We start from the raw sequence: 26,764 nt of genomic DNA, 5'->3' as shown, positions 1-26,764 counted from the left end.
TCCACACATGGTTTTTATCCAAACAGCGCGCCCGCCCGGACTTGATAGCTAAGAACTCCAGAGTTGTGGCGCGCGCAACATAGGTGCCGAGCCTTGGTACAAAGTCAAGACATGGAAGCCGGGGTGCCTATCGTTGGGCCCGAGTATGGACTTTCTTCCGGGGTGGTTTTGCCCCTGTGTCGGGATTGTGCGCCGGTTGCTTTCCAGTACGCGACCATCATGCGCCGACACCTGCCTTGCACCACTGTGCCGCACAGCGCCGGGCAACCGTTGTGTAACGCCTCCGGCAAACCCGGCGCGGTTCACGGCCATTCAATAGGTGCAAGGAACATAGGCTCTGCAGTTCGGCTGTGCACACCGTTCGCGCGGAGGGGTTGGTCAGTTCAGATCGTTCAACTTTTGTCGCCAGCGTTCCACCACATCGGGGTTCCTGACATATGTCGGCAGATCACCTTTCATGATGCGTGTTGCGTTTTCGACGAGGACGTCGGGCATGACCGTGTAGAGATCAATGGTGTGGCCCAGGATATGCGGGGTGAGGATCACCCGGTCGAGGCCGCGCAGCGGGTGGTCGGCGGGCAGCGGTTCGGTTTCCGTCACGTCCAGCCCCGCACCGGCCAGGTGTCCTGCTGTCATCACCCGCACCAGCGCATCCTCGTCAATGAGACCCCCGCGCGAGGTGTTGATCAGAACCGCATTTGTCTTCATCGCGCGCAGTTCCGCCTCGGCAATCATGCCTCGCGTCTGCGCGTTGAGCGGCACATGCAGGCTGACCACATCGGACGTGGTCAGCAGCGCGTCGCGCTCCACCAACCGTACGCCCGCGGGTGCGGTGTCAGGTGTCAGGAACGGATCGTGCACCAGGATCTGTGCCGGCTCGAACGCCAGCAGTCGCTCGATCACCCCGGCCCCAATCCGGCCAGACCCGATCAGGCCGATCGTCCGGCCCCGCACCATCCGCGCATACATCTGCTGCGGCCGGCCCGCATTTTCGCGTAGCAGGCGTTCGGATTCATGCAGCCGGTACAGCAGCACCAGCATCAGCATCACTGTCGCCTCTGACATCGCCAGAAAGTTCTCGGGCGTTGCACCATTGGCCACGATCAGACCACGCGCGGCACAGGCCTCCAGATCGACCGCATCCACCCCGATCGTCGGAAAGACCAGCGCCCGCAGCCGTGGTGAGGCATCCAGATCCGCCTCGCTCAGCCGCGACCGCGAGCTGGCCACGATGATATCAACGTCCGACAGCAGCGCCTGCCGTTGCTCTTCCGTCAGCCGCAGCGGAACACCCGGGGTGATCTGGGGGCCGCGAACGACCTCCCAGCCTTCGGCCCGCAGCCGATCCGTTGCGGTGTCCAACACCTCTTCCAGCACAGGATCCTGCGCAATATAGATCTTCGGGGTCATCATCAGTCGCTCCGCGTCAGGCCAGCGACCATGTTGGGGTTATACCCCGGCTGGACACGTGCATCGATCACTACGCTCTTGCCCGCGCGCACCATCTCGACGCCCTGTTTGATCGCCTCGACCAGCTCGCCCGCGGTAAAGACCGGGCCGATCCCTTCGCAGCCCTGCGCCCGCGCAACTCCGGCAATGTCGATATCCGGATCACCGATACGCTGGCCGATCCACTTGTTCTCGACCGGGCGGTTGCGGGCCACTGCCACGCGTTCCTGGTGCACCTCGTCATTGTAGAACGAGCGATTGTTCGACACCACCGCCAGGAACGGAGTGCCATAATGCGCCGCCGTCCAAAATGCCGAGGCCGCCATCATGAAGTCGCCGTCCCCAAGAACCGCAACAGGCAGCCGGTCGCTGTCTTTCAGCGCCAGCGCCGCCCCGATCAGCATCCCAGGACCCGAGCCGATCCCCGCGCCGCCATCCGAACCCAGGAAGTCCAGCGGATGACGGAAGTGCCACGCCTCGCCCGCCCAACCCAACGGCCAACGCACAAAGCTGGCACAGACACCTTCCAAACCTTCGCCAAGCGCCCCGGCCAGCGTCATGATATCAAGCTCAACATCTGCATCGGGGGCGTTCAGCGCGGGTTTGACCGGCAAATCACCGGGCATCTCGCCCGCCCCTACACCCAGGGCATCGGCAATCGCATGCATCGCAACATCCGGGCCACAGGCCAGGTGCAGATCCAGCGCAGGCAGCGCCTGATGCTCCATCCCCCAGCCATTGTGCAGCTGATAATCCAGCGACGCCTGGATCACCTGCGCCGTCACTTCGCCCGCCAGTTTCAGCGTACCCGCGACATCCAGCCAGTCCAGACTCAGGATCACATCGGCCTCGCGCAGCACCGCGCCCGCCGCGTCGTCGATGAAGAAGGCTGGTTTACCCCGATGCCGCGGGTGATCCGTCGGGAAAGACGCCCCGATCCGGATATCCGTCAGAACCTTCGCCCCCAGCCCCTCGACAAAGGCCACACGCCGCGCCCAATCCGCCGGATCGCGCGACACCCGCCCCGCCAGCACCACAGGCGCCTTGGCGTTCTTCAGCAGGTCCGCCGCACGTGCCACGCCTTCGGCCGAAGGAGCCGCAGGCAAAGGCGGCTGGTAACGCGCAAAATCCGGCAGCGCCGGGGCCTGCGCGTGCTGCTTTTCCTGGATCGACACATCAAAGTTCACATAGGTCGGCCCTTTCGGCTCGCTCCGCGCGATCACATCCGCACGCAACATCGATTCCAGCGCCGCCTCCATCGAGCCAGGCTGATCGTCCCATTTCACATAATTCCGGATCATCGACGCCTGGTCACGGCAGGTATGGAGCCAGTCAATCCAAGGACGCCGCAGCGCCGCATCAACCGGCCCCGTCGCACCATAGATCAGCACAGGAACCCGATCACACCATGCGTTGAAGATCGCCATCGTCCCATGCATCAGACCCACGTTGCTGTGCAGAATCACCGCCAATGGCTCCCCCGTCACCTTCGCATAGCCATGTGCAATCGCAACCGCATGCTCTTCGTGCAGACACAACAGCATCTGCGGATCTTCATTACCAAGGTGGTTCACAAGGCTGTCATGCAAACCCCGAAAGCTCGACCCAGGGTTCAGCGCAACATACTTCACCCCCAAACCTCGCAACATATCCGCAAATACATCGCTACCCCAAACTCCCAAACTATCCGACGATACTGGGCGCTCAACCTGATACAGCCTGTGCTCTGTCATGTGTTTTGGCCTTTCCTTATGAAGTGTTGATGCAGCAGCGCCCCATTTTGAAAGGCGTACGCAATAGGTATTTATTGCCCGCCGAAAGGGCGGGCATTTTGCATTTCAGACGGTCTGGAGCGGTTCAGAGGATCAGAAATCCAAACCGAAATCGACGGTCCCCGCCGAATGGGTCAAAGCACCGGAGGAAATATAATCCACATTTGCCGATGCGATTTCGCGCAAACGGCCAAGGGTCACATTCCCGCTGGCTTCTGTCTTCGCCCGCCCGTCAATGCGCTTTACGGCTTCGGCCATGTCTTCGGTCGACATATTGTCAAACATGATGACATCTGCGCCCCCGGTCTGAAGCACCTCGTCCAACTGATGCAAACCGTCGATCTCGATCTCGACCACGACCATGTGACCCACATTTCGCTGAACGGCTTCCAACACCTGTTTGATGCCACCAGCCGCTGCGATATGGTTGTCCTTGATCAGGATTGCATCGGACAGGGAAAACCGGTGATTGTGGCCGCCGCCATGCAAAATCGCGAGTTTCTCGACAAGCTTCAGCCCCGGTGTGGTTTTGCGTGTACAGGTGATACGTGTCTTGGTACCCGCAAGTTCCTGCACATAGGACGCTGTCAAAGTTGCCGTCCCGGACAACCGCCCGGCAAAGTTCAGGGCAACACGCTCTGCGGCAAGGATCGACGCCGCCGATCCCTCTATACGCATCAAGGTATCGCCCGTTTTGCAGGCCGTACCATCCGCGACAACAGTCTCGACAATAAGATCGGGATCAATCAGCCGAAACGCCAGAGAGGCCACCTGCATCCCAGAAACAACCGCGTCCTGCCGTGCACGCATTTGCGCCTTGTAGCGCGTGCCTTCAGGCAGAACGGAACGGGTTGTCACGTCGCCTGCTGCACCCAGGTCCTCCACAATGGCGTTCCGAACCATAGGTTCGAGGATGATATCGGGGACGTTCGCAACATTGCTCATTATTTTTCAGATCCTTGTCGGTTTGCAGAAAGGGTAGGAAGGGATGGTCTCATCCCGGCCAAAGCAATCAATAAAGAAAAAGCTTTTGGATCCCAGACCCCGTTCGCACATTACCTCTGCACCGGGTTACTGACCCGACAGATTGATATGCACATTCTTTTCATGGGTGAAGGAAATCAGCTCGCCAATACCTTCTTCGCGCCCGATACCCGATTGTTTGACCCCACCGAACGGGGCACCAAGGAAATGCCGGCCAACTTCGTTAACCCAAACAAACCCGGCCTCGACACGAGCAGCCGTGCGATGAGCCGTAACCAAGTCCCGAGTCCAAATTGCGCAGGTCAGCCCCAGCTCAAGTGCGTTGACCTCGTTCAGCATGGAATCTTCGTCCGACCATTTGCGGACCGCCAGAACTGGCCCGAAAATCTCTTCGCGAGCGATACGCATCTGCGGCGTTACATCCGCAAAAATCGTCGGCGCGATGAAGCTTCCCTGTGCCAGCGCACCTTCGGTCACCGCATGGCCGCCGGTTACGGCACGCGCGCCTTCGCTCATGGCGGATTCGATGAAGTCCATGATCCGATCGAACTGTGTCCGGCTGACGATCGCCCCCATCGTGGTCTCCGGCTCTGTCGGAATGCCTGGCTTGTACCGTTCGACAGCCGCTTTGAGATGTGAGATGACCGCATCGTGGATGTCTACATGCAAGAAAGCGCGGCTCGTCGATCCGCAAGATTGCCCGCACCAGCCGAAATTCATGCCGCCGACGATCGCATCGGCGATCTTCTTCGGATCGCTGTCCGGATAGGCGATCAGCGCGTTCTTGCCGCCGAGTTCGAGCAGCACTGGTTTGACGGTGTCGCTCGCGCTGCGCATCACCGCCCGGCCCGCGGGTACGGAGCCGATGAGTGTGACCTTGGCGACGTCGGGATGTTCGGCCAGCCCAGCTCCTGCCTCGACGCCGCCCGGCAGAACATTGAACGTGCCTTTAGGCAGCAGGCCATCGATGAGCTCCGCCAGCCGCAGCGAAGACAACGGAGCCTGAACCGGCGGCTTGATGATGACGGCATTGCCTGCGGCCAGAGGCGCTGCCATCTTTCCGCCGCAGAACATGAACGGATGATTAAAGGCAAGAATCCTTGCAACCACGCCCATCGGCTGGCGTAGGGTCATGTTGATGCGCTCTGGTCCCATAGGGATCGTATCACCCTTCATTTCGGTCACAAGACCGGCGAAAAACTCCATCTGCGCTGCCGCAATCGCGGCGTCGCCGCGCATTTCAGTATAGGGGTTGCCACAGTTTGCAGCGTCCATCATCGCCAGTTCATCGCCATGCTTTCGCAAGAGATTTGCGATTTCCTTCAGGATACGTGCGCGTTCCAGCGGCACAACATCCCGCCATACCTCGAACCCTTCTTTCGCTGCCGCAACCGCCGCATCGACATCGGCGCGACTTGCCGTCGCAACCGACCCGATCCGCTCGCCGGTTCCTGGGTTGAAAGTGTCTTCGTACTTTCCCTCTAGTGGCGGCACCCATGCGCCGCCGTAGTAGAGATGGGCTGGTTCTTGAAGAGAGAGCTTCGCGTCTAGTTTCAGATTTTCCATCTAAGGTATCCTCCCGGCTTGAGGCCCTAATAACTTAGACTTCTAAATAATGTCAATCAGAGAACCCGCCCGAGGGCCGATTGGACGCCAAGCAAGTGCGGCAAGTATGTTTCAATCGTCTGCTTCGGTGTCCAGCCGGCAGACGACAAACCGATATTGAGAGCAGCGACGGTCAAACCCTTGCGATCATTCAGCGGAACAGCGATTGACCGTAAACCCGTTTCCACTTCCTGGTCCACAAACGCATATCCGTCCTCTCTCGCAGCATCGATCCGGCACAAGGTCTGAACTGGGTCGAGTATTGAGAACTTGGTCCGCGGGGTAAGGTCCGAGCGTCTGACAAGCAGGTCAGCCTCTTCGCGAGGCAGCGCAGCCAACAGAACCCTTCCCATCGAGGTGCAATGGGCGGGGAGTCGTGACCCAGGCATGAGCCCGATGGACATCACACGTTTCTGCGCCGCGCGCGCGATATACACGATCTCGGTCTCATCGAGCAGTGCCACGGAACAGCTTTGACCAATTTGCTCGGAGAGTTGGTCAAGCCAAGGTTGGACAATCTGCGAGAGCGGTAGGGAAGCAAGTGCGGCCACTCCGAGCCGTAGGATGCGCGGGGTAAGAGTAAAAAACTTACCGTCATAGTCGGCGTAACCTTCGCGGTGGAGCGTCAACAGTACGCGTCGCGTAGCAGCGCGATCCAAGCCACTGGCGACGGCAGCTTCGGATATCGAAAGACGCGGGGATGTGGGTCCGAAGGCTTCGATCACTTTCAGCCCCTTGGCGAGCGAGGCGATGTAGTCGGTGGGATTGTTCAACATGCGAACGTTGATATACACATGTTGAAAAAAGATCAATATATGAACATTTTACTCGCTACGGCGGTAATCTAGGGATATTTCGAAGTGAATGTAAGGAGGATCCTGATGAACAAAACATCGCCCAGCCTCGCTGACGCGGTTGCGGATATCCCCGATGGCGTACAGGTTATGATCGGTGGCTTTGGAGGCTCCGGAGCCCCGATCGAACTGATCCACGCTTTAATCGACCGCTTTCGTGCCACCGGCAGCCCCAAGAATCTTACCGTGATAAACAATAACGCGGGAAACGGCGCGATCGGAATCGCCGCGATGATCAAAGCGGGGATGGTCAGGAAGATGATCTGCTCTTTCCCGCGCAGCTCCAACGCCGAGGCATTCAACGAAAAATACCTGGCAAGCGAAATCGAGCTCGAGTTGATCCCGCAGGGTACATTGGCCGAACGCATTCGCGCGCGCGGAGCAGGCATTCCCGCTTTTTATACGCCAACTTCTTTTGGTACCGAGCTTGCCGAAGGCAAGCCGACAGAGACGTTCGACGGCAAGATGTACGTGCAAGAGTTGTGGTTGAAGGCCGACTTCGCCCTGATCAAAGGCCATGATGGTGACGAGACCGGCAACCTTACCTATCGTTTGGCTGGCCGGAACTTCAATCCGTTGATGGCGATGGCTGCCGATCGCACGATTGCGCAGGTCTCCAACCTCCGCGCACCCGGCTCCATCGATCCTGAGGCGGTAGTTACCCCCGGAATCTTCGTCGACAAGATTGTCGAGGTTCCCGCGCCTCAACAAGAAGAAGTACTCGTGCGTAGGGGGGTGGTCTACTGATGTCCGGTTTCAATTTAATGGAAGACAAACTGACGAACGCGCAGATCGCGTGGCGTGCCGCTCAGGATATCGAAGATGGTTCCTATGTGAACCTCGGTATCGGATTTCCCGAGATGATCGCCAAGTTCCAGCCCGATGGCCGCGATGTAACCTATCATACCGAGAACGGCGTGCTGGGATTCGGAAAAGCCCCTGCGGAGGGACAGGAAGACTGGGATCTTATTAATGCGGGCAAAAAGGCGATTACATTGAAGCCCGGTGCATCCTTTTTCCATCATGCCGACAGCTTTTCGATGGTGCGCGGTGGCCACCTCGATCTGGCCGTTCTTGGCGCGTATCAGGTCGCCCAGAACGGCGATCTGGCGAACTGGCGCGTAGGCACCAAAGGCGTGCCGGCCGTGGGTGGAGCAATGGACCTTGTGCATGGGGCCAAGCGTGTGGCGGTTGTAACTGACCATGTAACCAAGGATGGCGGCCCGAAACTGGTCGAGGCCTGTACTTTCCCGCTGACAGGCGTCGGGTGCGTGACCCGCGTCTACACCTCTCTGGCCGTGATTGACATCGAAGATAGCAAATTCGTGCTTCGTGAAAAACTGCCGGGCATCACTTTGGACGCCTTGCAGGCGGTGACTGGCGCGACGTTGCACATTGTTGGCGAAGTTGCCGAACTCAATGTTCCCGAGGGAATCTCATGACTGACGTATACATATGCGACTACATCCGCACACCAATCGGCCGCTTTGGCGGTGCGCTTTCCTCCGTCCGCGCTGACGACCTTGCCGCGATTCCGCTTCGGGCCATTGCCGCGCGCAATCCGGGCCTCGACCTTGCCGCGATCGACGAGGTGATCTTCGGCTGCGCCAATCAGGCTGGCGAAGACAACCGCAACGTCGCCCGCATGGCGCTGCTTCTCGCAGGCTATCCCGAGACGGTGCCGGGTACGACGATGAACCGACTTTGCGGCTCGGGTATGGATGCGGTCATCACTGCAGCTCGGGCGATCAAATCCGGCGAGGCCGAGCTGCTTGTCGCCGGAGGGGTAGAGAGCATGTCGCGCGCGCCATTCGTGATGCCCAAGGCCACCTCCGCCTTCTCGCGGGCCAATGAGGTCCACGACACCACTATCGGCTGGCGTTTCGTTAACAAGCTGATGAAGGAACAATATGGCGTCGACAGCATGCCCGAGACGGCAGAGAATGTGGCCGAAGATTTTGGCATCTCGCGCCCCGATCAGGATGCCTTCGCCTTGCGCTCGCAGCAGAAAGCGGCCAAAGCCCAAGTCAATGGCCGTTTGGCCCAGGAGATCGTGCCGGTTACGATCCCGCAGCGCAAAGGTGATCCTCTGGTCATCGACACCGACGAGCATCCGCGTTCCACGACTACATACGAAGGCCTGAAAAAACTTCGGCCCTTCGTGAAAGCCGATGGCACTGTGACAGCGGGCAACGCCTCTGGCGTGAATGACGGGTCTGCCGCTTTGATCCTTTCGACGAAAGAAGCTGCCGAAAAGCATGGGCTTAAGCCGATCGCCAGAGTGCTCGGCGGGGCAACCGCCGGCGTGGCGCCGCGCATCATGGGCTTCGGCCCGGCTCCGGCCTCGAGAAAGCTTCTGGCGCGTCTTGGCCTGCGCCAAGAGGAGTTCGCAGTGATTGAGCTTAACGAAGCTTTCGCCTCGCAGGGCCTCGCCACGTTGCGTAATCTTGGGATTGCTGATGATGACGTGCGTGTGAACCCCAATGGCGGGGCAATCGCGTTGGGTCATCCGCTGGGCATGTCGGGTGCGCGGATTACTGGCACCGCGATGCTTGACCTCAAGCCTGGTGAGAAATCGCTATCCACCATGTGTATCGGTGTAGGACAGGGTATTGCTATTGCGCTAGAAGCCGTCTGACTGGCTCAACGACGGGCGCAATCCTCTTCAACCCGCCGGTGCAGAAGCCGCGCCAGCAGATCGGCATGGCTGTCTTCGTCGAACGTGAACTTGCGTGTCAGACCAACCGCCCCGGCCATGTAATCCGACTTTAGATCGAGCGCAGCAAGGCTGCCGCGCGCAATTTCCCGCGCCACGACGCCGCGCGAGATGAACCAGAGCATCTCAGAACCTTCGAGAAGCGTTTGCGCCGCCGGCAGGGCCACCGTCTCGAACACCGGTGTGAGATCGGATAACCCCATCGCGGCAAGGTATTGATCCACGCTCTGACGAATGATCGCACCGGGGTTGGGCAGGATGAGGGGATAGCGTAGCAGAGCGTCGGTCACCGGCAGATCCAGCGCTGGATGTCCGGCGCGCGCCACCAGCAAGATCGGCTCGTCATAGAGATACTCGAAAGACAGGCCTGCCATGTCGGCTGCCCGTGGCATGCGCCCGACCATAAGGTCAATCTTGCCGCCGCGCAGTCGTTCGAGCAGGTAGTGGTTCGGCCCAGTGATTATACCGATCCGCGCATCCGGGCGCGCCTGCGAGAATGCAAGAGCGACCGAGGGGAAGAACCCACCGGCCACGGTCGGCAGCAACCCAACCTTCACCAGCCCCGCCGCCACCTGCCCCGACAGGTCGCGCACCCCTGCCTCGAGGCTTTGCAGCGCGGCGCGGGCATGAGCACGAAAATTCTCACCTGCCGGGGTTAAGACGGCCCGCCGCCCTGTACGCTCGAAGAGATGCGCGCCAAGCAGCCCCTCCAGTTCCGAGATCGTTTTTGACAATGCCGGCTGCGACACGTTCCGTTGCCGCGCCGCAGCAGAGATTGTTCCGGCTTGAGCAACGGTCAGGAAAGCTTCGAGATGGCGCAGTTTCAGACCATTAGGTATATCCATTTGGTTATAGCTTTTGGCCAAGATCATATTTTTGTAAAGGGAAAAGTTATGCCAAATTATCGGCAGGAGGATACCATGCAGGCATTGAAACGCGATTGGGGCACCACGCATCTGCGCGCCACTGACGGCGAAGGTGTCGCGCTTGTCTTCATCAATTCGCTCGGCACAGACCTGCGGATGTGGGACGATGTCGTCGCGCTTCTACCCGCGGGCTGGTCGAACTTGCGCATGGACAAGCGCGGTCACGGGCTGAGCAGTACCGCGCCGCGGGGATATGGCATTCCAGAGCTGGCCGAGGACGTGCTGGCCGCGATGGACCATATCGGTCTCGCTCAGGCGGTGATCGTCGGTTGCTCCATCGGCGGCCTGATCGCGCAGCACATCGCGCTCATGGCGCCGGATAGGGTGATCGGCTTGGTGCTTTCGAATACCGCCCCAATGCTGGGAAATGCGGATAGCTGGCTGAGTCGGATCGAGGGTGTACGCACTAATGGCATGGCGGCAATGGCAGACGGCATCCTACAGCGGTGGTTCGGCCCCGATATGCTTGCGACTCTTGAAACCGATCTGTGGCGGGCGCTGCTCACCCGGACAGATACGGAAGGCTATATAGCCACTTGCGCGGCGATCGCCGGCACCGACATCACCGACCGCCTTCGCGAAATCACCCAGCCCGCGCTGGTGATCGGCGGCTATCACGATCAGGCGACGCCGCCGGACGTGGTCGAAAAGCTCGCCGCCGCCCTGCCCCGCTCCGATTTAGTCATGTTCGACCGCTCCGGCCATCTTCCTGCGGTAGAGCAGCCAAAGGTATTTGCCCACACCCTGATGAATTTCGTGGAAAGGATCATCCCATGACAGAGACGTTCGACAAAGGCATGCAAGTGCGCCGCGAGGTGCTGGGCGAGGCCCATGTGGACCGGGCAGAGGCAGGCAAGACCGAATTCGACTTGCCGTTTCAGTCGTTGATCACCGAAAGCGCATGGGGAACTGTTTGGGCGTCGGAGCGGATCACCCGACGCGAACGCTCGATGTTGACCCTCGCACTGCTGGCCGCGACAGGAAATTTCGAGGAAATTCCAATGCATATCCGGGCTACCGCCAATACCGGTGCCTCGAAAGCGGATGTCGCCGAGGCGCTGCAACACGTCGCGATCTATGCTGGCGTGCCGAAAGCCAACCACGCGCTAAAGCTGGCCAAGCAGACTTATGCGGAAATGGAGGAAAGTATCTAATGACTGACCATGGACCACTGATTCCGCGCAACCGCGCGATCCACCCCGAGCCCTATGATCCTGGCTACAAAACGAGCGTCGCGCGCTCGCCCTTCCTGCCGTTGCTTTCGATGGAGAGCACTCCCTCGGAAGAGACTGGTCCGAGATTCGGCCACACGAAGCTCGGCGCGCTCGACAACAACCTGATCTTGAACTGGACAAAGGGTGCTGCTCCCGCCGTGGGCGAACGCATCCTGGTGCATGGCCGCTTGCTGGACGAGATGAACCGCCCGATACCGAACGCGCTAATAGAGATCTGGCAGGCTAATGCGGGTGGGCGCTACCGGCACAAGAAAGACACCTATTTCGCACCGCTCGACCCAAATTTCGGCGGCTGCGGTCGGACCATCACGGATGAAAACGGATACTACGAATTCTTGACCATTCGTCCAGGGGCTTACCCCTGGCCTAACCGTGCCAATGACTGGCGTCCGATGCACATCCACTTTTCGATATTTGGCCACAGCTTCGGCCAAAGGTTAATCTCGCAGATGTATTTCGAGGGCGATCCGCTCATCAATCACTGCCCGATCGCCGCGACCATCAAGGATCGCAGCCAGCTCGACCGGCTGGTCGCGCCGCTCGATTTCTCGAAATCGCGCCCACTCGATTTTCTCGCCTATAAATTTGACATTGTTTTGCGGGGTCGCCGTCAGACCATGTTTGAAAACAAGCTGGAGGGCATGTGAAATGGTTCAGAAACTTGAAACACTGATCGAAAGCGCCTCGCAAACGGCGGGTCCTTATGTCCATATCGGCCTGATGCCTACCTATGCGGGAAACGCAGGATACTATGACGAAGAGATTGGCACCACGCCTTTTCTGGATGAAAGCAAGGCCAAGGGTGAGATCGTTGAGATCGTTGGCTCCGTATTTGACGGCACCGGCTGGGCGATGCGAGATGCGTTGATCGAGAGCTGGCAATGCGATGCTGGGGGCGTGTTTCCGGGCGATAAAAGCGCCGATCCGGCCTTTACAGGCCATTGCCGCTTTGCGGCCGACGCGGAAAGCGGCGAGTTTACCTTGCGCACAGTCAAACCTGGCTCTTACCAGGGGCGCGGTGGAGTCGAGAGCGCGCCTCATATTTCCCTTTGGGTCGTCGCACGTGGGATTAACGTAGGTCTCAATACCCGGATCTATTTCGAAGACGAGGACAACGCCAATGACCCGTTGCTGATCCGAATCGAACAGCGACCACGGGTGAATACCCTGATCGCCAAGAAAACCGGCGACGGCAAGTACCGCTTCGACATTCGACTACAGGGCGAGGGCGAGACGGTTTTCCTCGACATCTGACCAGATCGGGGAAAGCGGCATCATATAGATTGGTCATCCCGCGCTTTCGGCGCACCATAAGGAGCTCGCTATGAGCGCTTCAGTGTTTGAGAGTCCGTGGCTATCCGGTCTGTTCGGCGATGACGCTATGGCAGCGATCCTCTCTCCGGAACGGCATCTTCAGCACATGCTCGCCTTCGAGGCGGCATGGTCGCGGGCCTGTGGCCGGGCAGGACTGATTGACGCAACTCTGGCCGAGACAGCTGCACAAGCAATCGAAGTTGCCAAACCCGATCTAACCGATCTTACCAAAGGTACGGCGCAGGATGGTCTGCCGGTGCCGAGTCTGGTCAAACAGCTTAAGGCTATCGCACCTGAAGAAGCCGTCCACATGGGCGCTACTTCTCAGGATGTGGTCGACACCACGACAGTCCTGGTTCTGCGAGAGGCTTCATTGCTCATCACCAACAGATTGATTGAATTGGAGAAATTCCTCAAGGAGCTAGAAGAGCGGTTCGGGGATGAACCGTTAATGGGGCGCACAAGAATGCAGGCCGCCACGGTGATCAAGGTACGTGATCGGGTTCTACCCTGGCGCCTGCCTTTGGCCGAGCATCGGGTGCGGCTGGATCAAATCCGTCCCCGTATCGAGCGGGTACAGATTGGCGGGGCCTCCGGCGACCGCAAGGCTCTCCGAAATAAGGCGGATGAAGTTGTCGCCGATGTCGCCAACCAGCTCGATCTTGCGCCGACTAAAAAGGCCTGGCACACGATGCGTGACGGGATTGTGGAATATGCGTCTCTGCTTTCAATGATTTCTGGCACTCTAGGCAAGATTGGGCAGGACATCGCCCTCATGGCGCAGCAAGGCATCGGTGTGATCGCGATTTCAGGAGGTGGTACCTCGTCCGCCATGCCTCACAAGAACAACCCGATTGCTGCCGAGCTCTTGGTGACGTTGGCACGGTTCAATTCGGTACAGGTCTCGGCTATGCATCATGCCTTGATCCATGAACAGGAACGGTCGGGTGCAGCCTGGGCTTTGGAGTGGATGGTCCTCCCCCAAATGCTGATGGCAACCGCGAGGGGGTTGGGTGCATGCTGCTCGCTCAGTCAATCAATAACAAGAATTGGTGAAGCGGATACAAAAATTTAACAACTATCTTGTTTGATGGCCGTGTTCCTTCGCAGGTCACAAACTTTGTTTGTTCCGATGGAGATTTGCAGCCGGGTATACGTCGTCCGGTCCATGCGAAGCTGGTTGCCGTCTATGGATTGACCACTCAAAGCCCCAACAGTTTCGGCAGGTCAGCCATATCGGTTAGCCGTCGCGCACCGAAGACGTTCTCTGGATTCAAAGCTGTCTTCGGGAGGTAGGCAAAACAGGTCATCGCAGCGTTGGAGGCCGCCTCGAATCCGCTCATGCTATCTTCGACTACCACGCAATCCTCTGGCGCAACGCCATTCATTTCGGCCGCATGCAAAAACACATCGGGCGCGGGTTTGCTGGCGCCGACATCATAAGCCGAAAACATATTTCCTTCGAACCAGGGAAGCAGCCCCGACCGTTCCAGTGTGACACGCATCTTTGCCAGAAGCCCATTTGAGGCTACGCAGAGCGGAATGCCAGCCGACGAAATCAACGTCACCGCCTCACGGGCGCCCGGGATCGGCTCGACCTCTTTTCCGAGGGCTTCGAGAACTCTGTCGTAGAAGTCGTGTGGCCATTTCGCAGGAAGGCGCAATCCCCTTTCGCTCACATAACGTTCGACATCATGTCTGCTCTTGCCGACGAACAAGCCGTGGCATTCAACGAGTGACAAGCTTGCGCCAGTCGAAAGCAAATAAGCGTGCAGCACGCGATTGAAGGTCGGCTCGGAGTCTACGAGCACACCGTCACAGTCAAAAATCACGAGTTTCGGTGCGCGTCGCGAAATTGGCAAATCCAGTTCCCGTCCTCCTTGTTTGAGAATAATCGCCCAAACTGCTTGGACGATTTCATGCTATAAGCCGCGCTACACCCGGTGTCACCCACCTCCAAACGTTCTGCCATGCGCCGTCGCTAGGTCACTAATTGGTGACTCTCCTTCGCTTGAGCCGGCTGTCCCCAGGCCTTTTTTTGAGGAAGGCAACTGAAGGAGGCCCTACATAAGTCTGACGTGAGATCCGAGAAGAGTATTCACTTGGTCTTCTCTTGAGTTTGAGATCAAGAAATGGCCGATACGCATCGAATTGTCGAGCCGACTCGGAACGCAGAAAGCCTGTTTCAAACTGGGCCCCGACGCCGAGACCGACTCGCGTTCAGGCGAGGTTGGCTTCGGCAAATTCGTAATTCGCCAGGTTGTCGAGGAAGTTGGTCACATAGTCGGGCCGCCGGTTGCGGAAGTCGACGTAGTAGCTGTGTTCCCAGACATCGAGGCCCAGCAGCGTCGTGCCCTCTCCTGTAGCCAGCGGGTTCACGCCGTTCGGTGTTTTGGTGACGGCCAATGTGCCATCAGATTTCTGGATCAGCCACGCCCAGCCGGAGCCGAACTGACCGTTGGCTGCGGTCTTGAAATCGGCCTTGAATTGCTCGACCGAACCGAAGGCATCGACAATCTTGCCTTCGAGTTTACCCGGGATGCCGCCACCCGCAGGCGAAAGTGCGTTCCAGAAATGAATGTGGTTCCAGTGTTGGCCCGCATTGTTGAACACGGGCGCACGATCGGCATCGCCATAGGTGAGCGCGATGATTTCTTCCAGTGTCTTGCCTTGCAGGTCGGCGTTCGCGTCCACAAAGCCGTTGAGCGCGGTTACGTAGGCCTGATGGTGCTTGTCGTGATGCAATTCCAACGTTTCCTGGCTCATCCCCCGCGCGGCAAGGGCTGCGTGGTCGTAGGTTAGGGCGGGCAATTCAAAGGCCATCATGTCTCTCCTTATCGGGTCCGGCTTGCGTCATGGTACGTGAGCGGGTAATTAAACAAGTGAAGACTTTGAAAAACAATCCGGCCAATATGTCAAGCGATCACTTGGAAAAATACCCGGATGCACCACGTGCGCCGTCGGATCGCATCCTGATGACCCTGAAGATGCAGGGCGCGTTGACCTCGTCGCAGATCGGCGAACGGCTTGGGATCACCGGTGAGGGCGCGCGCCAGCAGCTCATGAAGCTCTCGAATGACGGGCTGGTCCGCGAAGAGCGGCGCAGTGCGAGCCGAGGCCGTCCATCGACCTACTGGCACCTGTCCGAAAAGGGGCAGGCACGGTTTCCGAATACCCACGCCGGGCTAACCGTTGAAATCCTGAGCAGCATTCAGGATGAGTTGGGTGCGGAGGCCCTGGATCGGGTTATCTCGGCCAGAGAGACTAGGACACGGGCACAATACGAAGCCGCGATGGTGGGATGCGGCAGCCTGAAGGAGCGCGTCGCCAGACTGGCTGAACTGCGCTCTGACGAAGGCTATATGGCGAGTTTCGAGGATGCCGGTGACGGGACGTTCCTATTTGTCGAAAACCACTGCCCGATCTGCGCTGCCGCGCGTTTCTGTCAAGGTTTCTGCCGGTCCGAACAGGCGGTTTTTGAGCAGGTTCTGGGCCCTGGTACCGCCATCGAGAGGGTCGAGCATATTGTGAGAGGTGGCCGCCGTTGCACCTACCGGATCGGGAAGGTGGCCGCAGGCGCAGCCTGACCGGCGCCGACACCCTATTCAGCGGGGATCTGCGCCTCCTTTCGAGGTACAGAAAGCATCGCCAGAGCAAAAGCGATCACGGAACAGGCTGCGATGGCCACGATCATCGGAATGGGCGTGCCGTCAAAGAATGCGCCCGCAATCCCGATCATGACCGTCGCCGTCATGAATTGCAGTGCACCCATCAGCGCTGACGCCGTTCCGGCTTTTTCTCCATGATCTTCCAGAGCGAGCACCGCCGTGCCCGGCACGACGAGACCCAGAAACGCATAGCCGCATAGAAGCAGAACAATCATCACCGGCAGCGTTGCGATCCCGACCAGTTCCGTGATCAGCAGCAGCAGCATGACAGCCACATTCGCCGCCGTCGCAAACCGGATCATCGGCCCTAGCCCGAAGCGTCGGCTCAGATACCCGTTGAGTTGGGCGACGCCGATAAACCCTGCGGCGTTGATCGAAAAGGCGAGGCTGTATTGCGTCGGGCTCAGTCCATAGTACTCGATCAGGATGAAGGACGAGTTCGCCACATAGGCCATGAAGCTGGCCAACCCGAATGCACCAACAAAGACGATGCCGAGAAACCTCGGTTCGCGCAGAAGGCTTGCGTAGTCCCGGAGCGAGCGTGCAAGGCTGCTGTCGCCGCGCTGTTCGGGGGGGCGGGTTTCCTTGAGCGCGGTGGTCAGAAGCACAAGCGCCGCGATGGCCGCCGCCGCCATCGACCAGAAGATCGTGCGCCAACCACCTGCGGCGAGCGCAGCGCTTCCCGCCAGCGGAGCGAGGACCGGCGCAATACTGACCACCAGCATTAGCGTGGCCATGAGCTGCGCGGCCTGAGGGCCGGTATAGAGATCTCGAATGACGGCACGCGCGATCACCATTCCCGCTGCTGCGCCCAGCCCCTGAAGCGCACGCGCGGCGATCAGCCATTGAATGTCCGGGGCCAGCGCGGAACCGACCGCCCCCAGCAGATAGAGTGTCAGACCGATGAATAGCGGCAGCCTGCGGCCGAACATGTCCGAAAGCGGGCCATAGATGAGCTGAGCCAGTGACATGGAGACAAAGAACGAAAGAAGGCTTAGCTGAACGGTCACCGTGTCGGTGTCAAAGACATCCTCGATGACTGGAAGCGCGGGCAGATACATGTTGATCGCCAGCGGGCCGACCGCAGTCAGCAGGCCCAGGACGAGGGCTGTGAGATAGAAACTGCGCATGAAAGGAACCTTTCCAAGGCTGCCCATTCGTTTGGGCCGATCGACATATGTGTTGACCCGAGGACTGGCTCATCCGGCGTGTCGACCGTGACAAACCTGACAGGTCATTGAAGGCAGGGGCCCGGACCCTAGGAAACCAGGGGCATATCCTCTCCCTTATGGTCAAACGCCTCACGCGCCTGGCGGATCTGGTCATGGCTTCGGTCGGCCCAGACAATCAGCCCGGCCAGAGGTTCGAGCGCGGACCGGCCAAGATCCGTCAGACGATAATCGACCATCGGCGGTGTCGTCGGGTAGACGGTCCGCTCAACCAGCCCATCGCGCTGCAGCGAGCGCAGCGTCTGGGTCAGCATCCTCTTGGAGATGTCACCGACAACCCTGTTCAATGCGCTGAACCTCTTTGGCTCACGAGCGAGCAGCGTCAGGATCAGAACCGACCATTTGTCTCCGATACGGTCCAGCACATCGCGGACCGGACAACTTGCCGTATCAATGCCGCCTTCCGGACTGGTCTCGAAATGCTTGATGAGGTCACCGAGCACATCAGCAGGGTTACTTTGGTGTTCCCTGGTCATTTGCAACTGCCTTCTTCCAATGCTGAGCAATAGTAGGTAACTGAAAGAGACCATACCTCATATGTATACCAGAATCAAAGTAAAGGACATGTTCATGGCGGATCAGACGGCAAAATACCTCGTCACAGGTGCATCGGGCCAACTCGGCGCGCTTGTCGTTGCCGAACTGGTCGGCAAGGTTCCGGCCAAGAACGTCGTGGCCCTTGTGCGTAGACCCGACGCGGCTGCCGCTCTGGAAGGGCACGGCGTTGAAGTGCGCATCGGCGACTACGACGACCGCGCATCGCTCGAGCAGGCCTTTCAGGGCATCGACCGGCTGCTCCTGATCTCTGCTTCCGAAATGGGCAGACGTGCCGAGCAACACAAGAATGCGGTTGATGCCGCTGTGGCGGCCGGTGTTGGCTTTCTTGCCTATACCTCGGTTCTCAGGGCCGAGACGAACAGCATCGGACTTGCCGCCGACCATCGCGAAACCGAAGCGGCGATCAGGGCCTCCGGCCTGCCTCACGCCTTCCTGCGCCATGGCTGGTATACCGAGAACCAGACGGCTTCGATCCCGCCCGCGCTCGAACATGGGGCCTATCTCGGCGCGGCTGGCGACGGGCTGTTCTCTAGCGCGACCCGTCAGGACTATGCAGAAGGCGACGTTGCCGTTTTGGCCGCCGATACCATTCAGTCCGGGGCGATCTACGAGTTGGCCGGGGACGAAAGCTACACGATGGCCGAGTTTGTCGAGGTGATCTCTGCGGCGGCCGGAAAGCCCGTCGCCTATGTCAACATGAGCGAGGCGGAATTTGCTGGCGCTTTGGAAGGCGCCGGCCTGCCCGCCCCGATTGCCGCGCTGCTTGCCGACAGCGACGCCAATGCAGCCAAGGGTGCGCTGATGGATGAAAGCCACACGCTTCAAAAGTTGATCGGGCGCCCGACAACCCCCTGGGCCGAAACGGTCCGCGCCACTGAGAAGGCACTTTGAACGAATAACTCGAACAAGCATCGGGCCTTGCCTGACTGCTACAAACAACAGGAGCGCTCAATTTGGCTGAGATTATTGATTTGGCAAAAGCCCGTTATCCAGATTTAGGTCACCGCCGTGTGGTCATTGCCGGAGGAACCGGAGATGTTGGCGAGGGGATTATTCGCGCATGGGTGAAATCTGGTGCACATGTCGTCGTTCCGTCCAGAACCGATCGCAAGATCGATGAGCTGCGAGGAATCCTTTCGGATCTCGAAGGTCCGGGAAGGGTGGATTTTGTATCCGGCGACTCCGCCAGCTTCGAAGACGCTGAGGAGATGGCCAAGCGCGTCATTAGCGAATTCGGCCCGGTTACGGATATCGTTGCTTCGATCGGCGGATGGTGGCAGAAAAACCCCCTGTGGGAAATCTCGGACGAAGACTGGCAGAGCTTCTTTGTCAGCGTAAGTAGCGCCCATGTCGCGACGGTTCGCGCTTGGGTTCCCCATCTGCCGCAATCTGGAACCTACCAGTTGATCCTCGGGGGAAGCGCCCAGATGCCGGTGCCCGGCGCGTCGATTATCAACATGCAGCAGGCGGCGCTTTTAATGATGCGCAAGGTGCTGACCGCTGAACTTGGTGACCGGCTTCGCGTCGCGTCGCAGGTCCTTGGCCCAGTGGTTACACGTGCACGCGAACACGTTGATCCGAACTGGGTTGCGAATGGGGAAGTTGGGCTGGTTTCCGCCGCAATCGCTGCCGATCCGGCAGTGACCGGCGTCGATTTCGTTTCCTACGACAAGAGCCAGATGTTGGAGACCCTGGTCGCGCTGAAAGTCTACCCCGGGTGAAAGGCCTACGGATCAAAGTTGACAAAATGCCGACCTGGCAAACCACATAGAAATTGATAGTCCCGCTCGCGAGTAAATTAAGGAAGACGGCAATGAAAGCAATCAAATTCAATGAGTTCGGCGGACCTGAAGTCCTTGAACTGGTCGAAGTTGACGAACCCCATGCCGGGCCCGGCCAGGTGCGGATTGCGGTCCGCGCAGCCGGGGTAAATCCGGCGGAGTGGAAGATCCGGGCCGGGTATTTCAAGGATTTCATGCCCGTTGAGTTTCCCGCTGGCGTGGGGTTCGAAGCCTCCGGAATGGTCGATGAGGTTGGTGAAGGCGTGAGCGGCGTGGCCGTGGGCGATGCCGTTTTTGGTGCAGGTATCGGCACATTCGCGGACTATGCAGTGCTGAACTACTGGACGGCCAAACCTGATGCGATGCCCTTTGACGTGGCTGGAGGGATGACAGTCGCTTCGGAGACCGCCATTCGCAGCCTCGACTATGTCGGAGCCAAGGCGGGCGAGACGATCCTGATTTCCGGCGCGGCTGGCGGCGTCGGTTCGGTCGCGGTCCAGGTCGCTAAGGCGCGCGGGATCACCGTCATCGGCACAGCCAGCGCAGCCAAGCATGACTATCTGAGCGGTCTCGGAGCAACGCCGACCACCTACGAACCCGGGCTCGCCGACCGGTTGAAGACCCTTGCGCCAGAAGGGATCGACGCGACCCTCGACCTGGTCGGCGCGGGCAACATTCCCGAACTGATCCAAATCACCGGCGAGGCGTCGCGGGTTATCTCAATCGTCGATTTCTCCGCCCCCGAATATGGTGCCCAATTCTCGCCCACCCCGCAGGCACAGCCGGAACAGGCGCTACAGGAGGCAGCGCGGCTCTACTCCGAGGGCGCGTTGGATCTACGCATCGAAAGAACCTTCTCCCTGGATCAGGTCGGCCCAGCCCATGAACTCAGCGCTGAGGGCCGTGTAACCGGCAAGCTCATTATTGCGATAAGCTGAGCCGGACCCTGGAACAATCGAGCGAACCGCAATGGAAATCGGGCTTTTTACCTTTGGCGATATAGGTCCCAACCCGGTTACCGGGCAGGTCGTTGGCGCGCCCGAACGCCTGCGCAACATCGTCGAAGAGATCACTCTGGCCGATCAGGTCGGGGTTGATGTCTACGGACTCGGCGAACATCACCGGGACGATTACGCCGTCTCCTCTATCGCGGTTGCCCTCGCCGCCGCGGCGACACAGACAAAGCGCATCCGCTTTACCAGCACGGTCTCGGTGCTCAGTTCCGATGACCCGGTGCGGGTGTTTCAGCAATTCGCCACGCTGGATGGTCTGAGCGATGGTCGCGCCGAAATCATCGCCGGGCGGGGGGCGTTCTCTGAATCCTTCCCACTCTTTGGCTATGACATGTACGACTACGATGATCTGTTCATCGAAAAGCTGCACATGCTGTTGGAGATCAACAAGGCCGAGCACGCAAACTGGCCGGGGAGCGCCCACACCCAGCCTCTCGATGGGCTCGGTGTTTATCCGCGGCCGGTTCAGCTGCAACTGCCGATCTGGCTGGGGGTTGGCGGCACGCCGCAATCGGCCATGCGGGCCGGCACCATGGGACTGCCGATGGCGATGGCATTGATTCTGGGCGGCGAATGGAAGCGTGTCGCGCCGATGTTCCAGCTTTATCACCAGGCCGGGCATGAGGCGGGCCATAGGGCACTGCGCCTGATGACATCGCTGACAGCCCATGGTTTTGTGCATAACAGCATGAAATCCGCGCTGGACATCTACTATCCAGCGCATTCGGCGAAGATGGGCAAACTCGGCCGCGAACGCGGCATGCCCATGCAGAGCCGCGAGATGTTCGAGAAGTTTTCCGGTCCCAATGGCGGCTATTTTGCCGGTGGCCCCTCGCAATTGGCCGAAAAGATTCTCGCCGCCCATGAGGTTTTGCGTTTTGATCGGATCCTGCTGCAATTCGGGGTGGGCGTTATCGATCACCGATCCATGCTGGAGGCCATCGAGATTCTCGGCGCAAACGTCATTCCAGAAATACGCCGGGGGCTCGCGAAGGCGGCCGGTTAGGCCTTCGGATTTGGCAGTCAGGCCCGGGGTTCGTTCCAGGGAACACCTTTTTATACAAGTGCGCACCACACTCTGTATCGGCCCTGCCCGGTGATTTCGCGGATGAGTCCCATCTGAGCCATATCATTGAGATTGCGTTGAAGGGCCGCCCGGCTGGCCCCGGTTATTTCTTCTGCCATCGGCGCGGAAACCAGCGGCCATTCGGAGAGAACTTCAACCATTCGCTTCGGCGTGCGTCCCGATCGGCCTTTCAGCGCGTGCGACGCCCTGCCTTGCCACGCCTCAAGCTGATCGAGATGTCGCAGCGTAGCCAGTATCGCCGCCTCTGCCCCCTTCAAAAACCGCCGAAGCCGCTCCGCCGGATTTCCGACGCGACGGAGCCCAGACAGCCCGCCACCCGCCAGCGGCAGGAACACCGCCCCGCCCGTCAACCCGTCGGTGGCGATCCTCGCAGAAAGTACTGCTGCCTCCATCTCTGCGCCTGGCACATGAGCCAGCAGGCCGGTTGGCCCCCACAGGTATTGCCCAAATGCGGCACGACTGATCGGATGCAGGTCCCCGGCCCGGTTCATTTCTTCGCACCATGCGGCCAACTGGTCGCTGATCGGCTCACCGGAAGGATGAAGAATATGATCCACCTCAGCGGGTTCCTGGCGACCCAGGAAGTCCATGACACTCTCAGCCGACGTCACGTCGGGCATTGGCCCGGCCGTCAGTCGGCGGCAGGCCCAATCGGCCCGCGCGAGTGCCTGGTTGTCTTCCTGGACGCCACTGAGCCGCACGGCCCGCCAAAGTGACAGGCGCTCCGCCGAGATCCGTTCGGTCCCGAGCCAGCTCACGCCAGATGCTTCGATCAGCGCGAGCCGGTGCCGCCAGCCCTCTGGGGCCCGGCGCAATCTTTCGTCGAGGGCCCCAAGCTTCGCCGCGACCTTAGCCAATGATACGGCAAGACTGGCCTCCGCCTCACGCCATGCGTCAACATCAATGAGCCTGGAGTGATCTGCCCGGGGGAGCGGAGGCGCGAGGTCGTCAGCTTCCCCACTAAAACTGGCAGGCATGAACCAGAGGTCGTCATCTTGAATTGGCTCCGGATCGTAGATTCCGCGCTCGGACTCTTCGCTACCGGCTTCTAAAATATAGGGATGACGCTGCATAATGAGCAAAATAGGGACATATTGATATCTACTCAAGAGTTTTGCAGAATGCAATGTAAGATACGATAAGATACAATTATCGTATGTTGACAGAAACGACCATTCTCGTCACCCTCAGCGCATGAAACCACGGTCAAAATTACTCAGCGCGACGAGGGAGAGCCCCCTGCCCTATCGGGCTCCGCGTCTCGATGCCGAGGACCGCGAGGCGCTCAACGATCTTTACGCGCGCGGCACACCCGAAAACACAAGGAGGGCCTATGAGCGGGATCTGATCTATCTCTCGGCCTGGAAGAAAATGCGCTTTGCTGATGAACCGGCGTTGGCATGGCCCGAAAGCGAAGATGTCGCGCTGCGCTTCATCCTCGATCACAGTCGCGATCTGAGCAACGATGCACGGAAGGCCGGTGAGGTTGCGCGAGCGCTGATTGCCATAGGACTGCGCAAGAGCCTCGCCTGCCCCGCTCCCTCGACGCTGGATAGACGCATCGCGTCTTGGCGGGCGTTTCACCGGATGCGAAATCTCGCATCACCCTTTGAAGCGCCGCTGGTGCGACAGGCTCGCGCGAAGGCGCGCAAAGCCGCGGCAAGGCCCCCTGCCCCGAAATCGGCTCATCCGATCACGAGAGATTTGTTGTTGCAACTCGCCGAGGCAGCAGGTCCCGGACTTCGCGGCATTCGTGATCGCGCAATTCTGTTGCTGGGTTGGGCGTCGGGCGGCCGCCGCCGTTCTGAGATCGTCAGTCTCAATCGCCGCGACATTGATCTGGAAACCTTTGACGCCACGGGTGTCGTCTGGATCCAGCTGCCCGGGACCAAGACGACAGATGCAGGAAGCACCCCGAAACTCGTGCTCAAGGGCCGCGCTGCCCGGGCGCTCGTCGCCTGGATTGATGCGGCCGAGATCGAAAAAGGACCATTGTTTCGACGGATCACCCGGACTGGAGCCCTGGGGCAGAAGCGGTTGTCGGACGCATCGGTAAATCAGATCGTCAAACGGTTGTTGGAGACCGCCGGAATCGACAGGGATTTTGCATCCCCACACGGGCTCCGCTCTGGCTTCCTGACCCAGGCAGCCCTTGCCGGTACTCCCCTGCCCGCCGCGATGCGGCTTTCTCTACATCGCTCGCCGGCACAGGCGCAGAAGTATTACGACGATGTCGACGTCGCTGAGAACCCGGCGAGCGAGCTTCTCGACTAAATGGTCGATTGGTGACGTGATCCGCAATTGAAAAAAGCCAGAGAAAGGGAAGCCCGGGTGCCGGGCTTGAAAGGATAGAGAGAGGCTCATCCGGGTCCGGCGTGACAAGGACCCTGACCATGGCCAAGACCACAACGCGCTCCAAACCCGCCACCGCGAAGACGGCCGAAGCATCCGGATTGGCCGCGCCTGACGGCGCCGCCGACATCCGAATGATCCCGCTCGACCAGCTTGAGCCGAGCCCGCTCAATGTCCGCAAGGTGGCCGCCAGCGCCAGCGACGATGCCGAACTCCTCGCCAGCATCCGCGAGACAGGCATCAAACAGAACCTGGTGGTTCATGCTTTGTCTGAGACACGTTTTGCCGTCGATGCGGGCGGTCGTCGCCTCAAGGCGCTGAAACAACTCGCCGAGGACGGTGTGATCCCCGCAGATCATCCCGTGCCCTGCCTCGTCGAGGACGAGCACAGCGCCGTCCTCACCTCCGCAACGGAAAACCTCCAGCGTGCTGCGATGCACCCGGCGGACCAGTTCGAGGCTTTCGACAAGATGATCGCTAAAGGCCGCAGCGAGGACGAAATCGCGCTGAAGTTCGGCGTCTCCATGGACCTGGTGCGCCGTCGATTGAAACTCGCCCGTGTCGCGCCCGAAATCATCGAGCAGTTCCGCGCGGGCAACCTGACCCTCGAATGCGTGATGGCCTTTACGCTGACCGACGACCATGATCGCCAACTGGCGGTCTGGAACGCGGTGAAGGGCGGCTATCACATCCATCCGCAGAGCATCAAACGCCAGCTCACTGAGACGGCGCATTCGGCGAACTCTGCCCTCGGGCGCTTTGTCGGCATCGAGGCCTATGAGGCGGCGGGCGGGGTTATGTTGCGCGACCTCTTCGATGATCGTGCCAGCGCCCACATGGAAAACCCCGAGCTCCTCGAGCGTCTCGCCATCGAGAAGCTGCAAGCTGCGGCCAAACCTTTCGAGGCGGCTTGGAAATGGGTCGAGGTGCATCTCTCGGTGGACTACGGCGCGTTTCGCAGTTTCGGGCGGGTCTATCCGCAGGATATCGACCCCGATCCGGACCTGCTCGCCGAAGAGGAACGCCTCATTGCGCGCGAGGAAGAACTGGCGGCGCAGAATGACGGTGAGGATTGGACCGATGCCGAAACCGAAGAATATTACGCCATCGAGCCGCGCCTGCGCGAGATCGAGGCCCTGCAGCGCGAACGGCAGCCCTACGCAGACGCAGATCGCACCATCGCCGGAGTCGTTCTGACCATCGGTCATGACGGGGCGCTTCGGGTCGAGAAAGGCCTGGTGCGTCCCGAGGATATTCCAGCAGCGCCCGAGTCCGACGAGGTCATTGCAGATGCGGGTGATGCCCCCTCCCCTGCCCGGCCGCAGGTAACGCCGCCGACATCCTCGACGCCGGTACCGAGCTCCGACCCGGCCGCGACTTTGCGCAAGGCGGATGGGATTTCTGCAAGCCTCGCAGACGATCTGCGTGCCACGCGTCAGCACATCCTGCGGGCGCATCTGGCGGCGGATTTCGAGGTGGCGTTCGATGCGATGCTCTACGCTCTCTGTGAGCAGGCTTTGGGGCGGTCCTACAACAACGAGGCGCTCGAAATCTCGATCCGTCCTTTCCAGGCGCAAAACCGTGAGGTGCTGCACGCGGATACTGTCGCCCAAAAGATGCTCGAGGCGTTGGAACAGGACCTTGCCACGGACTGGATGACGCTGGAGAAGCCTGAGGACTTCCGGGCGATGTCAGCGCTACCCGTTGCCGACAAGCAGGCGCTTTTCGCCTGGGCGACGGGTTTAGCGGTCAAGCCGCAGCTCTCCTCCGACAATCGCCCCTCTCCGATCATCGAAGAGATCGGCGCGCGGCTTGACGTCGATGTGGCGGCCTGCTGGCGCCCGACCGCTCAGAATTACTGGGGGCGGGTCAACAAGGGTCATGCAGTGACCACGGCGCGCAAGCTGATCGGTGACGACTACGCCGAGGACCGCAATCGTGAGCGTAAGGGCGATATCGCAGCCGCTATGGAGCGGGCTTTTGCGGAAACGGCCGGCGAGACGGAAGGTTTCGACGCCGCAACGGTTGCAAAGACGACGCGCTGGTTGCCAGAGGGTATGGTGTTTGTCGGTGCCACGGAGGCCGGTGCCGACATGGTTAACGATGCGCTCGAGGCCGAGGAAGGCGACGTGCCCGCCGCAGACGCTCCGGCCGAGGCGGAGAGCGAAGAACCGTCGTCCTTGCCCGCCTTCCTCAGCGGGGATGCGGCCTGACGAGCCGA

26 protein-coding genes are annotated in these 26,764 nt (G+C 59.8%); 15 read left to right on the top strand and 11 right to left on the bottom strand.

Annotated features, from left to right (window positions below):
• Positions 1-378 precede the first annotated feature (378 nt).
• The 5 genes from AC5SSZ_RS12910 to AC5SSZ_RS12890 all read right to left on the bottom strand — a co-directional run bounded on the left by AC5SSZ_RS12910 (position 379) and on the right by AC5SSZ_RS12890 (position 6,586).
• Positions 379-1,413, bottom strand: coding sequence for a 2-hydroxyacid dehydrogenase (locus tag AC5SSZ_RS12910; RefSeq protein WP_007803182.1), 1,035 nt, complete (start codon positions 1,411-1,413; stop codon positions 379-381).
• Entirely contained in the window at positions 1,413-3,182 is a 1,770-nt protein-coding gene (locus AC5SSZ_RS12905; protein ID WP_040545931.1) for a thiamine pyrophosphate-binding protein, read from the bottom strand. Before AC5SSZ_RS12905 ends, AC5SSZ_RS12910 begins: the two co-directional genes overlap by 1 nt.
• 132 nt (positions 3,183-3,314) lie before the next feature.
• Positions 3,315-4,166: a carboxylating nicotinate-nucleotide diphosphorylase gene (nadC, locus tag AC5SSZ_RS12900; protein ID WP_007803184.1), complete on the bottom strand. Its 852-nt coding sequence runs from the start codon at positions 4,164-4,166 to the stop codon at positions 3,315-3,317.
• 126 nt (positions 4,167-4,292) lie between these two features.
• A complete protein-coding gene (locus AC5SSZ_RS12895) occupies positions 4,293-5,771 on the bottom strand; it encodes an aldehyde dehydrogenase family protein (protein WP_007803185.1) in 1,479 nt (492 codons plus the stop codon).
• 56 nt (positions 5,772-5,827) lie between these two features.
• On the bottom strand, positions 5,828-6,586 hold the full coding sequence (locus AC5SSZ_RS12890; protein WP_008335451.1) for an IclR family transcriptional regulator domain-containing protein: 759 nt from the start codon (positions 6,584-6,586) through the stop codon (positions 5,828-5,830).
• 105 nt (positions 6,587-6,691) lie between these two features.
• Here AC5SSZ_RS12890 and AC5SSZ_RS12885 point away from each other — a divergent pair, with 105 nt between their 5' ends.
• The 3 genes from AC5SSZ_RS12885 to pcaF are packed head-to-tail and all read left to right on the top strand — an operon-like array spanning position 6,692 to position 9,302.
• Positions 6,692-7,411 (top strand): 3-oxoacid CoA-transferase subunit A, encoded by a 720-nt coding sequence (locus tag AC5SSZ_RS12885; protein WP_007803187.1) that lies wholly within the window; start codon positions 6,692-6,694, stop codon positions 7,409-7,411.
• A 17-nt stretch (positions 7,412-7,428) separates the two neighbouring features.
• Positions 7,429-8,106: a 3-oxoacid CoA-transferase subunit B gene (locus AC5SSZ_RS12880; RefSeq protein WP_008335453.1), complete on the top strand. Its 678-nt coding sequence runs from the start codon at positions 7,429-7,431 to the stop codon at positions 8,104-8,106.
• Positions 8,103-9,302: a 3-oxoadipyl-CoA thiolase gene (gene pcaF / locus AC5SSZ_RS12875; RefSeq protein WP_076626053.1), complete on the top strand. Its 1,200-nt coding sequence runs from the start codon at positions 8,103-8,105 to the stop codon at positions 9,300-9,302. Before AC5SSZ_RS12880 ends, pcaF begins: the two co-directional genes overlap by 4 nt.
• 5 nt (positions 9,303-9,307) lie before the next feature.
• On the opposite strand, the gene AC5SSZ_RS12870 is transcribed toward pcaF, so the two are convergent.
• The gene (locus AC5SSZ_RS12870; protein ID WP_158524502.1) at positions 9,308-10,225 is read right to left on the bottom strand and encodes a LysR substrate-binding domain-containing protein; all 918 of its coding nucleotides are present in this window, start codon (positions 10,223-10,225) and stop codon (positions 9,308-9,310) included.
• A gap of 75 nt (positions 10,226-10,300) precedes the next feature.
• Between AC5SSZ_RS12870 and pcaD the strand changes: the two genes are divergently transcribed.
• The 5 genes from pcaD to AC5SSZ_RS12845 all read left to right on the top strand — a co-directional run bounded on the left by pcaD (position 10,301) and on the right by AC5SSZ_RS12845 (position 13,930).
• On the top strand, positions 10,301-11,083 hold the full coding sequence (pcaD, locus tag AC5SSZ_RS12865; protein WP_076626052.1) for a 3-oxoadipate enol-lactonase: 783 nt from the start codon (positions 10,301-10,303) through the stop codon (positions 11,081-11,083).
• Positions 11,080-11,460, top strand: coding sequence for a 4-carboxymuconolactone decarboxylase (gene pcaC, locus AC5SSZ_RS12860; RefSeq protein ID WP_076626051.1), 381 nt, complete (start codon positions 11,080-11,082; stop codon positions 11,458-11,460). Before pcaD ends, pcaC begins: the two co-directional genes overlap by 4 nt.
• A complete protein-coding gene (pcaH, locus tag AC5SSZ_RS12855) occupies positions 11,460-12,188 on the top strand; it encodes a protocatechuate 3,4-dioxygenase subunit beta (RefSeq protein WP_076626050.1) in 729 nt (242 codons plus the stop codon). Before pcaC ends, pcaH begins: the two co-directional genes overlap by 1 nt.
• 1 nt (position 12,189) lies before the next feature.
• Complete coding sequence (gene pcaG, locus AC5SSZ_RS12850; RefSeq protein ID WP_076626049.1) at positions 12,190-12,795, top strand: protocatechuate 3,4-dioxygenase subunit alpha; 606 nt, start codon at positions 12,190-12,192, stop codon at positions 12,793-12,795.
• Positions 12,796-12,865: 70 nt separating this feature from the next.
• On the top strand, positions 12,866-13,930 hold the full coding sequence (locus AC5SSZ_RS12845; RefSeq protein ID WP_076626048.1) for a 3-carboxy-cis,cis-muconate cycloisomerase: 1,065 nt from the start codon (positions 12,866-12,868) through the stop codon (positions 13,928-13,930).
• A 127-nt stretch (positions 13,931-14,057) separates the two neighbouring features.
• Here the strand turns inward: AC5SSZ_RS12845 and AC5SSZ_RS12840 are convergent, their stop codons facing one another.
• Together AC5SSZ_RS12840 and AC5SSZ_RS12835 are read right to left on the bottom strand one after the other, a co-directional pair.
• The gene (locus AC5SSZ_RS12840; RefSeq protein WP_188678887.1) at positions 14,058-14,717 is read right to left on the bottom strand and encodes an HAD family hydrolase; all 660 of its coding nucleotides are present in this window, start codon (positions 14,715-14,717) and stop codon (positions 14,058-14,060) included.
• 358 nt (positions 14,718-15,075) lie between these two features.
• Positions 15,076-15,678: a superoxide dismutase gene (locus tag AC5SSZ_RS12835; protein ID WP_188678904.1), complete on the bottom strand. Its 603-nt coding sequence runs from the start codon at positions 15,676-15,678 to the stop codon at positions 15,076-15,078.
• A 152-nt stretch (positions 15,679-15,830) separates the two neighbouring features.
• On the opposite strand from AC5SSZ_RS12835, the gene AC5SSZ_RS12830 reads away from it, so the two are divergent.
• The gene (locus AC5SSZ_RS12830) at positions 15,831-16,442 is read left to right on the top strand and encodes a helix-turn-helix transcriptional regulator (protein WP_206512216.1); all 612 of its coding nucleotides are present in this window, start codon (positions 15,831-15,833) and stop codon (positions 16,440-16,442) included.
• A 14-nt stretch (positions 16,443-16,456) separates the two neighbouring features.
• Here AC5SSZ_RS12830 and AC5SSZ_RS12825 read toward each other — a convergent pair whose 3' ends face one another.
• The gene (locus AC5SSZ_RS12825) at positions 16,457-17,653 is read right to left on the bottom strand and encodes a multidrug effflux MFS transporter (protein WP_076626045.1); all 1,197 of its coding nucleotides are present in this window, start codon (positions 17,651-17,653) and stop codon (positions 16,457-16,459) included.
• Positions 17,654-17,781: 128 nt separating this feature from the next.
• Entirely contained in the window at positions 17,782-18,228 is a 447-nt protein-coding gene (locus AC5SSZ_RS12820; RefSeq protein ID WP_076626044.1) for a winged helix-turn-helix transcriptional regulator, read from the bottom strand.
• Between the two features lie 94 nt (positions 18,229-18,322).
• Between AC5SSZ_RS12820 and AC5SSZ_RS12815 the strand changes: the two genes are divergently transcribed.
• The 4 genes from AC5SSZ_RS12815 to AC5SSZ_RS12800 all read left to right on the top strand — a co-directional run bounded on the left by AC5SSZ_RS12815 (position 18,323) and on the right by AC5SSZ_RS12800 (position 22,110).
• Positions 18,323-19,201, top strand: coding sequence for an SDR family oxidoreductase (locus AC5SSZ_RS12815; RefSeq protein ID WP_188678889.1), 879 nt, complete (start codon positions 18,323-18,325; stop codon positions 19,199-19,201).
• A 62-nt stretch (positions 19,202-19,263) separates the two neighbouring features.
• Complete coding sequence (locus tag AC5SSZ_RS12810) at positions 19,264-20,031, top strand: SDR family oxidoreductase (RefSeq protein ID WP_188678891.1); 768 nt, start codon at positions 19,264-19,266, stop codon at positions 20,029-20,031.
• Between the two features lie 92 nt (positions 20,032-20,123).
• A complete protein-coding gene (locus AC5SSZ_RS12805) occupies positions 20,124-21,029 on the top strand; it encodes an NADP-dependent oxidoreductase (RefSeq protein WP_188678893.1) in 906 nt (301 codons plus the stop codon).
• A gap of 31 nt (positions 21,030-21,060) precedes the next feature.
• Complete coding sequence (locus AC5SSZ_RS12800) at positions 21,061-22,110, top strand: LLM class flavin-dependent oxidoreductase (protein ID WP_188678894.1); 1,050 nt, start codon at positions 21,061-21,063, stop codon at positions 22,108-22,110.
• A gap of 50 nt (positions 22,111-22,160) precedes the next feature.
• Here AC5SSZ_RS12800 and AC5SSZ_RS12795 read toward each other — a convergent pair whose 3' ends face one another.
• On the bottom strand, positions 22,161-23,300 hold the full coding sequence (locus AC5SSZ_RS12795; RefSeq protein WP_229678656.1) for a helix-turn-helix domain-containing protein: 1,140 nt from the start codon (positions 23,298-23,300) through the stop codon (positions 22,161-22,163).
• Positions 23,301-23,385: 85 nt separating this feature from the next.
• On the opposite strand from AC5SSZ_RS12795, the gene AC5SSZ_RS12790 reads away from it, so the two are divergent.
• Positions 23,386-24,465, top strand: coding sequence for a tyrosine-type recombinase/integrase (locus AC5SSZ_RS12790; protein WP_188678896.1), 1,080 nt, complete (start codon positions 23,386-23,388; stop codon positions 24,463-24,465).
• 119 nt (positions 24,466-24,584) lie between these two features.
• Positions 24,585-26,756, top strand: a complete 2,172-nt coding sequence (locus AC5SSZ_RS12785) for a ParB N-terminal domain-containing protein (protein ID WP_495438354.1) — start codon at positions 24,585-24,587, stop codon at positions 26,754-26,756.
• The last annotated feature ends 8 nt before the right edge of the window (positions 26,757-26,764 follow it).

Source organism: Phaeobacter sp. CC-HEC084, from assembly GCF_059429255.1.
Note: the sequence above shows the minus strand (reverse complement) of the source record. Positions and strands in the feature narration are given on the sequence as shown.

What these genes read in the sequence shown, in the direction of transcription:
- AC5SSZ_RS12820 (WP_076626044.1), bottom strand. Translation starts at nt 18,228, where the DNA reads ATGACCAGGGAACACCAAAGTAACCCTGCTGATGTGCTCGGTGACCTC.
- AC5SSZ_RS12890 (WP_008335451.1), bottom strand. Translation starts at nt 6,586, where the DNA reads ATGTTGAACAATCCCACCGACTACATCGCCTCGCTCGCCAAGGGGCTG.
- AC5SSZ_RS12880 (WP_008335453.1), top strand. Translation starts at nt 7,429, where the DNA reads ATGGAAGACAAACTGACGAACGCGCAGATCGCGTGGCGTGCCGCTCAG.
- AC5SSZ_RS12815 (WP_188678889.1), top strand. Translation starts at nt 18,323, where the DNA reads ATGGCGGATCAGACGGCAAAATACCTCGTCACAGGTGCATCGGGCCAA.
- AC5SSZ_RS12785 (WP_495438354.1), top strand. Translation starts at nt 24,585, where the DNA reads ATGGCCAAGACCACAACGCGCTCCAAACCCGCCACCGCGAAGACGGCC.
- nadC (WP_007803184.1), bottom strand. Translation starts at nt 4,166, where the DNA reads ATGAGCAATGTTGCGAACGTCCCCGATATCATCCTCGAACCTATGGTT.
- AC5SSZ_RS12910 (WP_007803182.1), bottom strand. Translation starts at nt 1,413, where the DNA reads ATGATGACCCCGAAGATCTATATTGCGCAGGATCCTGTGCTGGAAGAG.
- AC5SSZ_RS12895 (WP_007803185.1), bottom strand. Translation starts at nt 5,771, where the DNA reads ATGGAAAATCTGAAACTAGACGCGAAGCTCTCTCTTCAAGAACCAGCC.
- AC5SSZ_RS12870 (WP_158524502.1), bottom strand. Translation starts at nt 10,225, where the DNA reads ATGGATATACCTAATGGTCTGAAACTGCGCCATCTCGAAGCTTTCCTG.
- pcaF (WP_076626053.1), top strand. Translation starts at nt 8,103, where the DNA reads ATGACTGACGTATACATATGCGACTACATCCGCACACCAATCGGCCGC.
- pcaC (WP_076626051.1), top strand. Translation starts at nt 11,080, where the DNA reads ATGACAGAGACGTTCGACAAAGGCATGCAAGTGCGCCGCGAGGTGCTG.
- AC5SSZ_RS12825 (WP_076626045.1), bottom strand. Translation starts at nt 17,653, where the DNA reads ATGCGCAGTTTCTATCTCACAGCCCTCGTCCTGGGCCTGCTGACTGCG.
- pcaH (WP_076626050.1), top strand. Translation starts at nt 11,460, where the DNA reads ATGACTGACCATGGACCACTGATTCCGCGCAACCGCGCGATCCACCCC.
- AC5SSZ_RS12845 (WP_076626048.1), top strand. Translation starts at nt 12,866, where the DNA reads ATGAGCGCTTCAGTGTTTGAGAGTCCGTGGCTATCCGGTCTGTTCGGC.
- AC5SSZ_RS12800 (WP_188678894.1), top strand. Translation starts at nt 21,061, where the DNA reads ATGGAAATCGGGCTTTTTACCTTTGGCGATATAGGTCCCAACCCGGTT.
- pcaD (WP_076626052.1), top strand. Translation starts at nt 10,301, where the DNA reads ATGCAGGCATTGAAACGCGATTGGGGCACCACGCATCTGCGCGCCACT.
- AC5SSZ_RS12830 (WP_206512216.1), top strand. Translation starts at nt 15,831, where the DNA reads ATGACCCTGAAGATGCAGGGCGCGTTGACCTCGTCGCAGATCGGCGAA.
- AC5SSZ_RS12905 (WP_040545931.1), bottom strand. Translation starts at nt 3,182, where the DNA reads ATGACAGAGCACAGGCTGTATCAGGTTGAGCGCCCAGTATCGTCGGAT.
- AC5SSZ_RS12835 (WP_188678904.1), bottom strand. Translation starts at nt 15,678, where the DNA reads ATGGCCTTTGAATTGCCCGCCCTAACCTACGACCACGCAGCCCTTGCC.
- AC5SSZ_RS12790 (WP_188678896.1), top strand. Translation starts at nt 23,386, where the DNA reads ATGAAACCACGGTCAAAATTACTCAGCGCGACGAGGGAGAGCCCCCTG.
- AC5SSZ_RS12805 (WP_188678893.1), top strand. Translation starts at nt 20,124, where the DNA reads ATGAAAGCAATCAAATTCAATGAGTTCGGCGGACCTGAAGTCCTTGAA.
- pcaG (WP_076626049.1), top strand. Translation starts at nt 12,190, where the DNA reads ATGGTTCAGAAACTTGAAACACTGATCGAAAGCGCCTCGCAAACGGCG.
- AC5SSZ_RS12885 (WP_007803187.1), top strand. Translation starts at nt 6,692, where the DNA reads ATGAACAAAACATCGCCCAGCCTCGCTGACGCGGTTGCGGATATCCCC.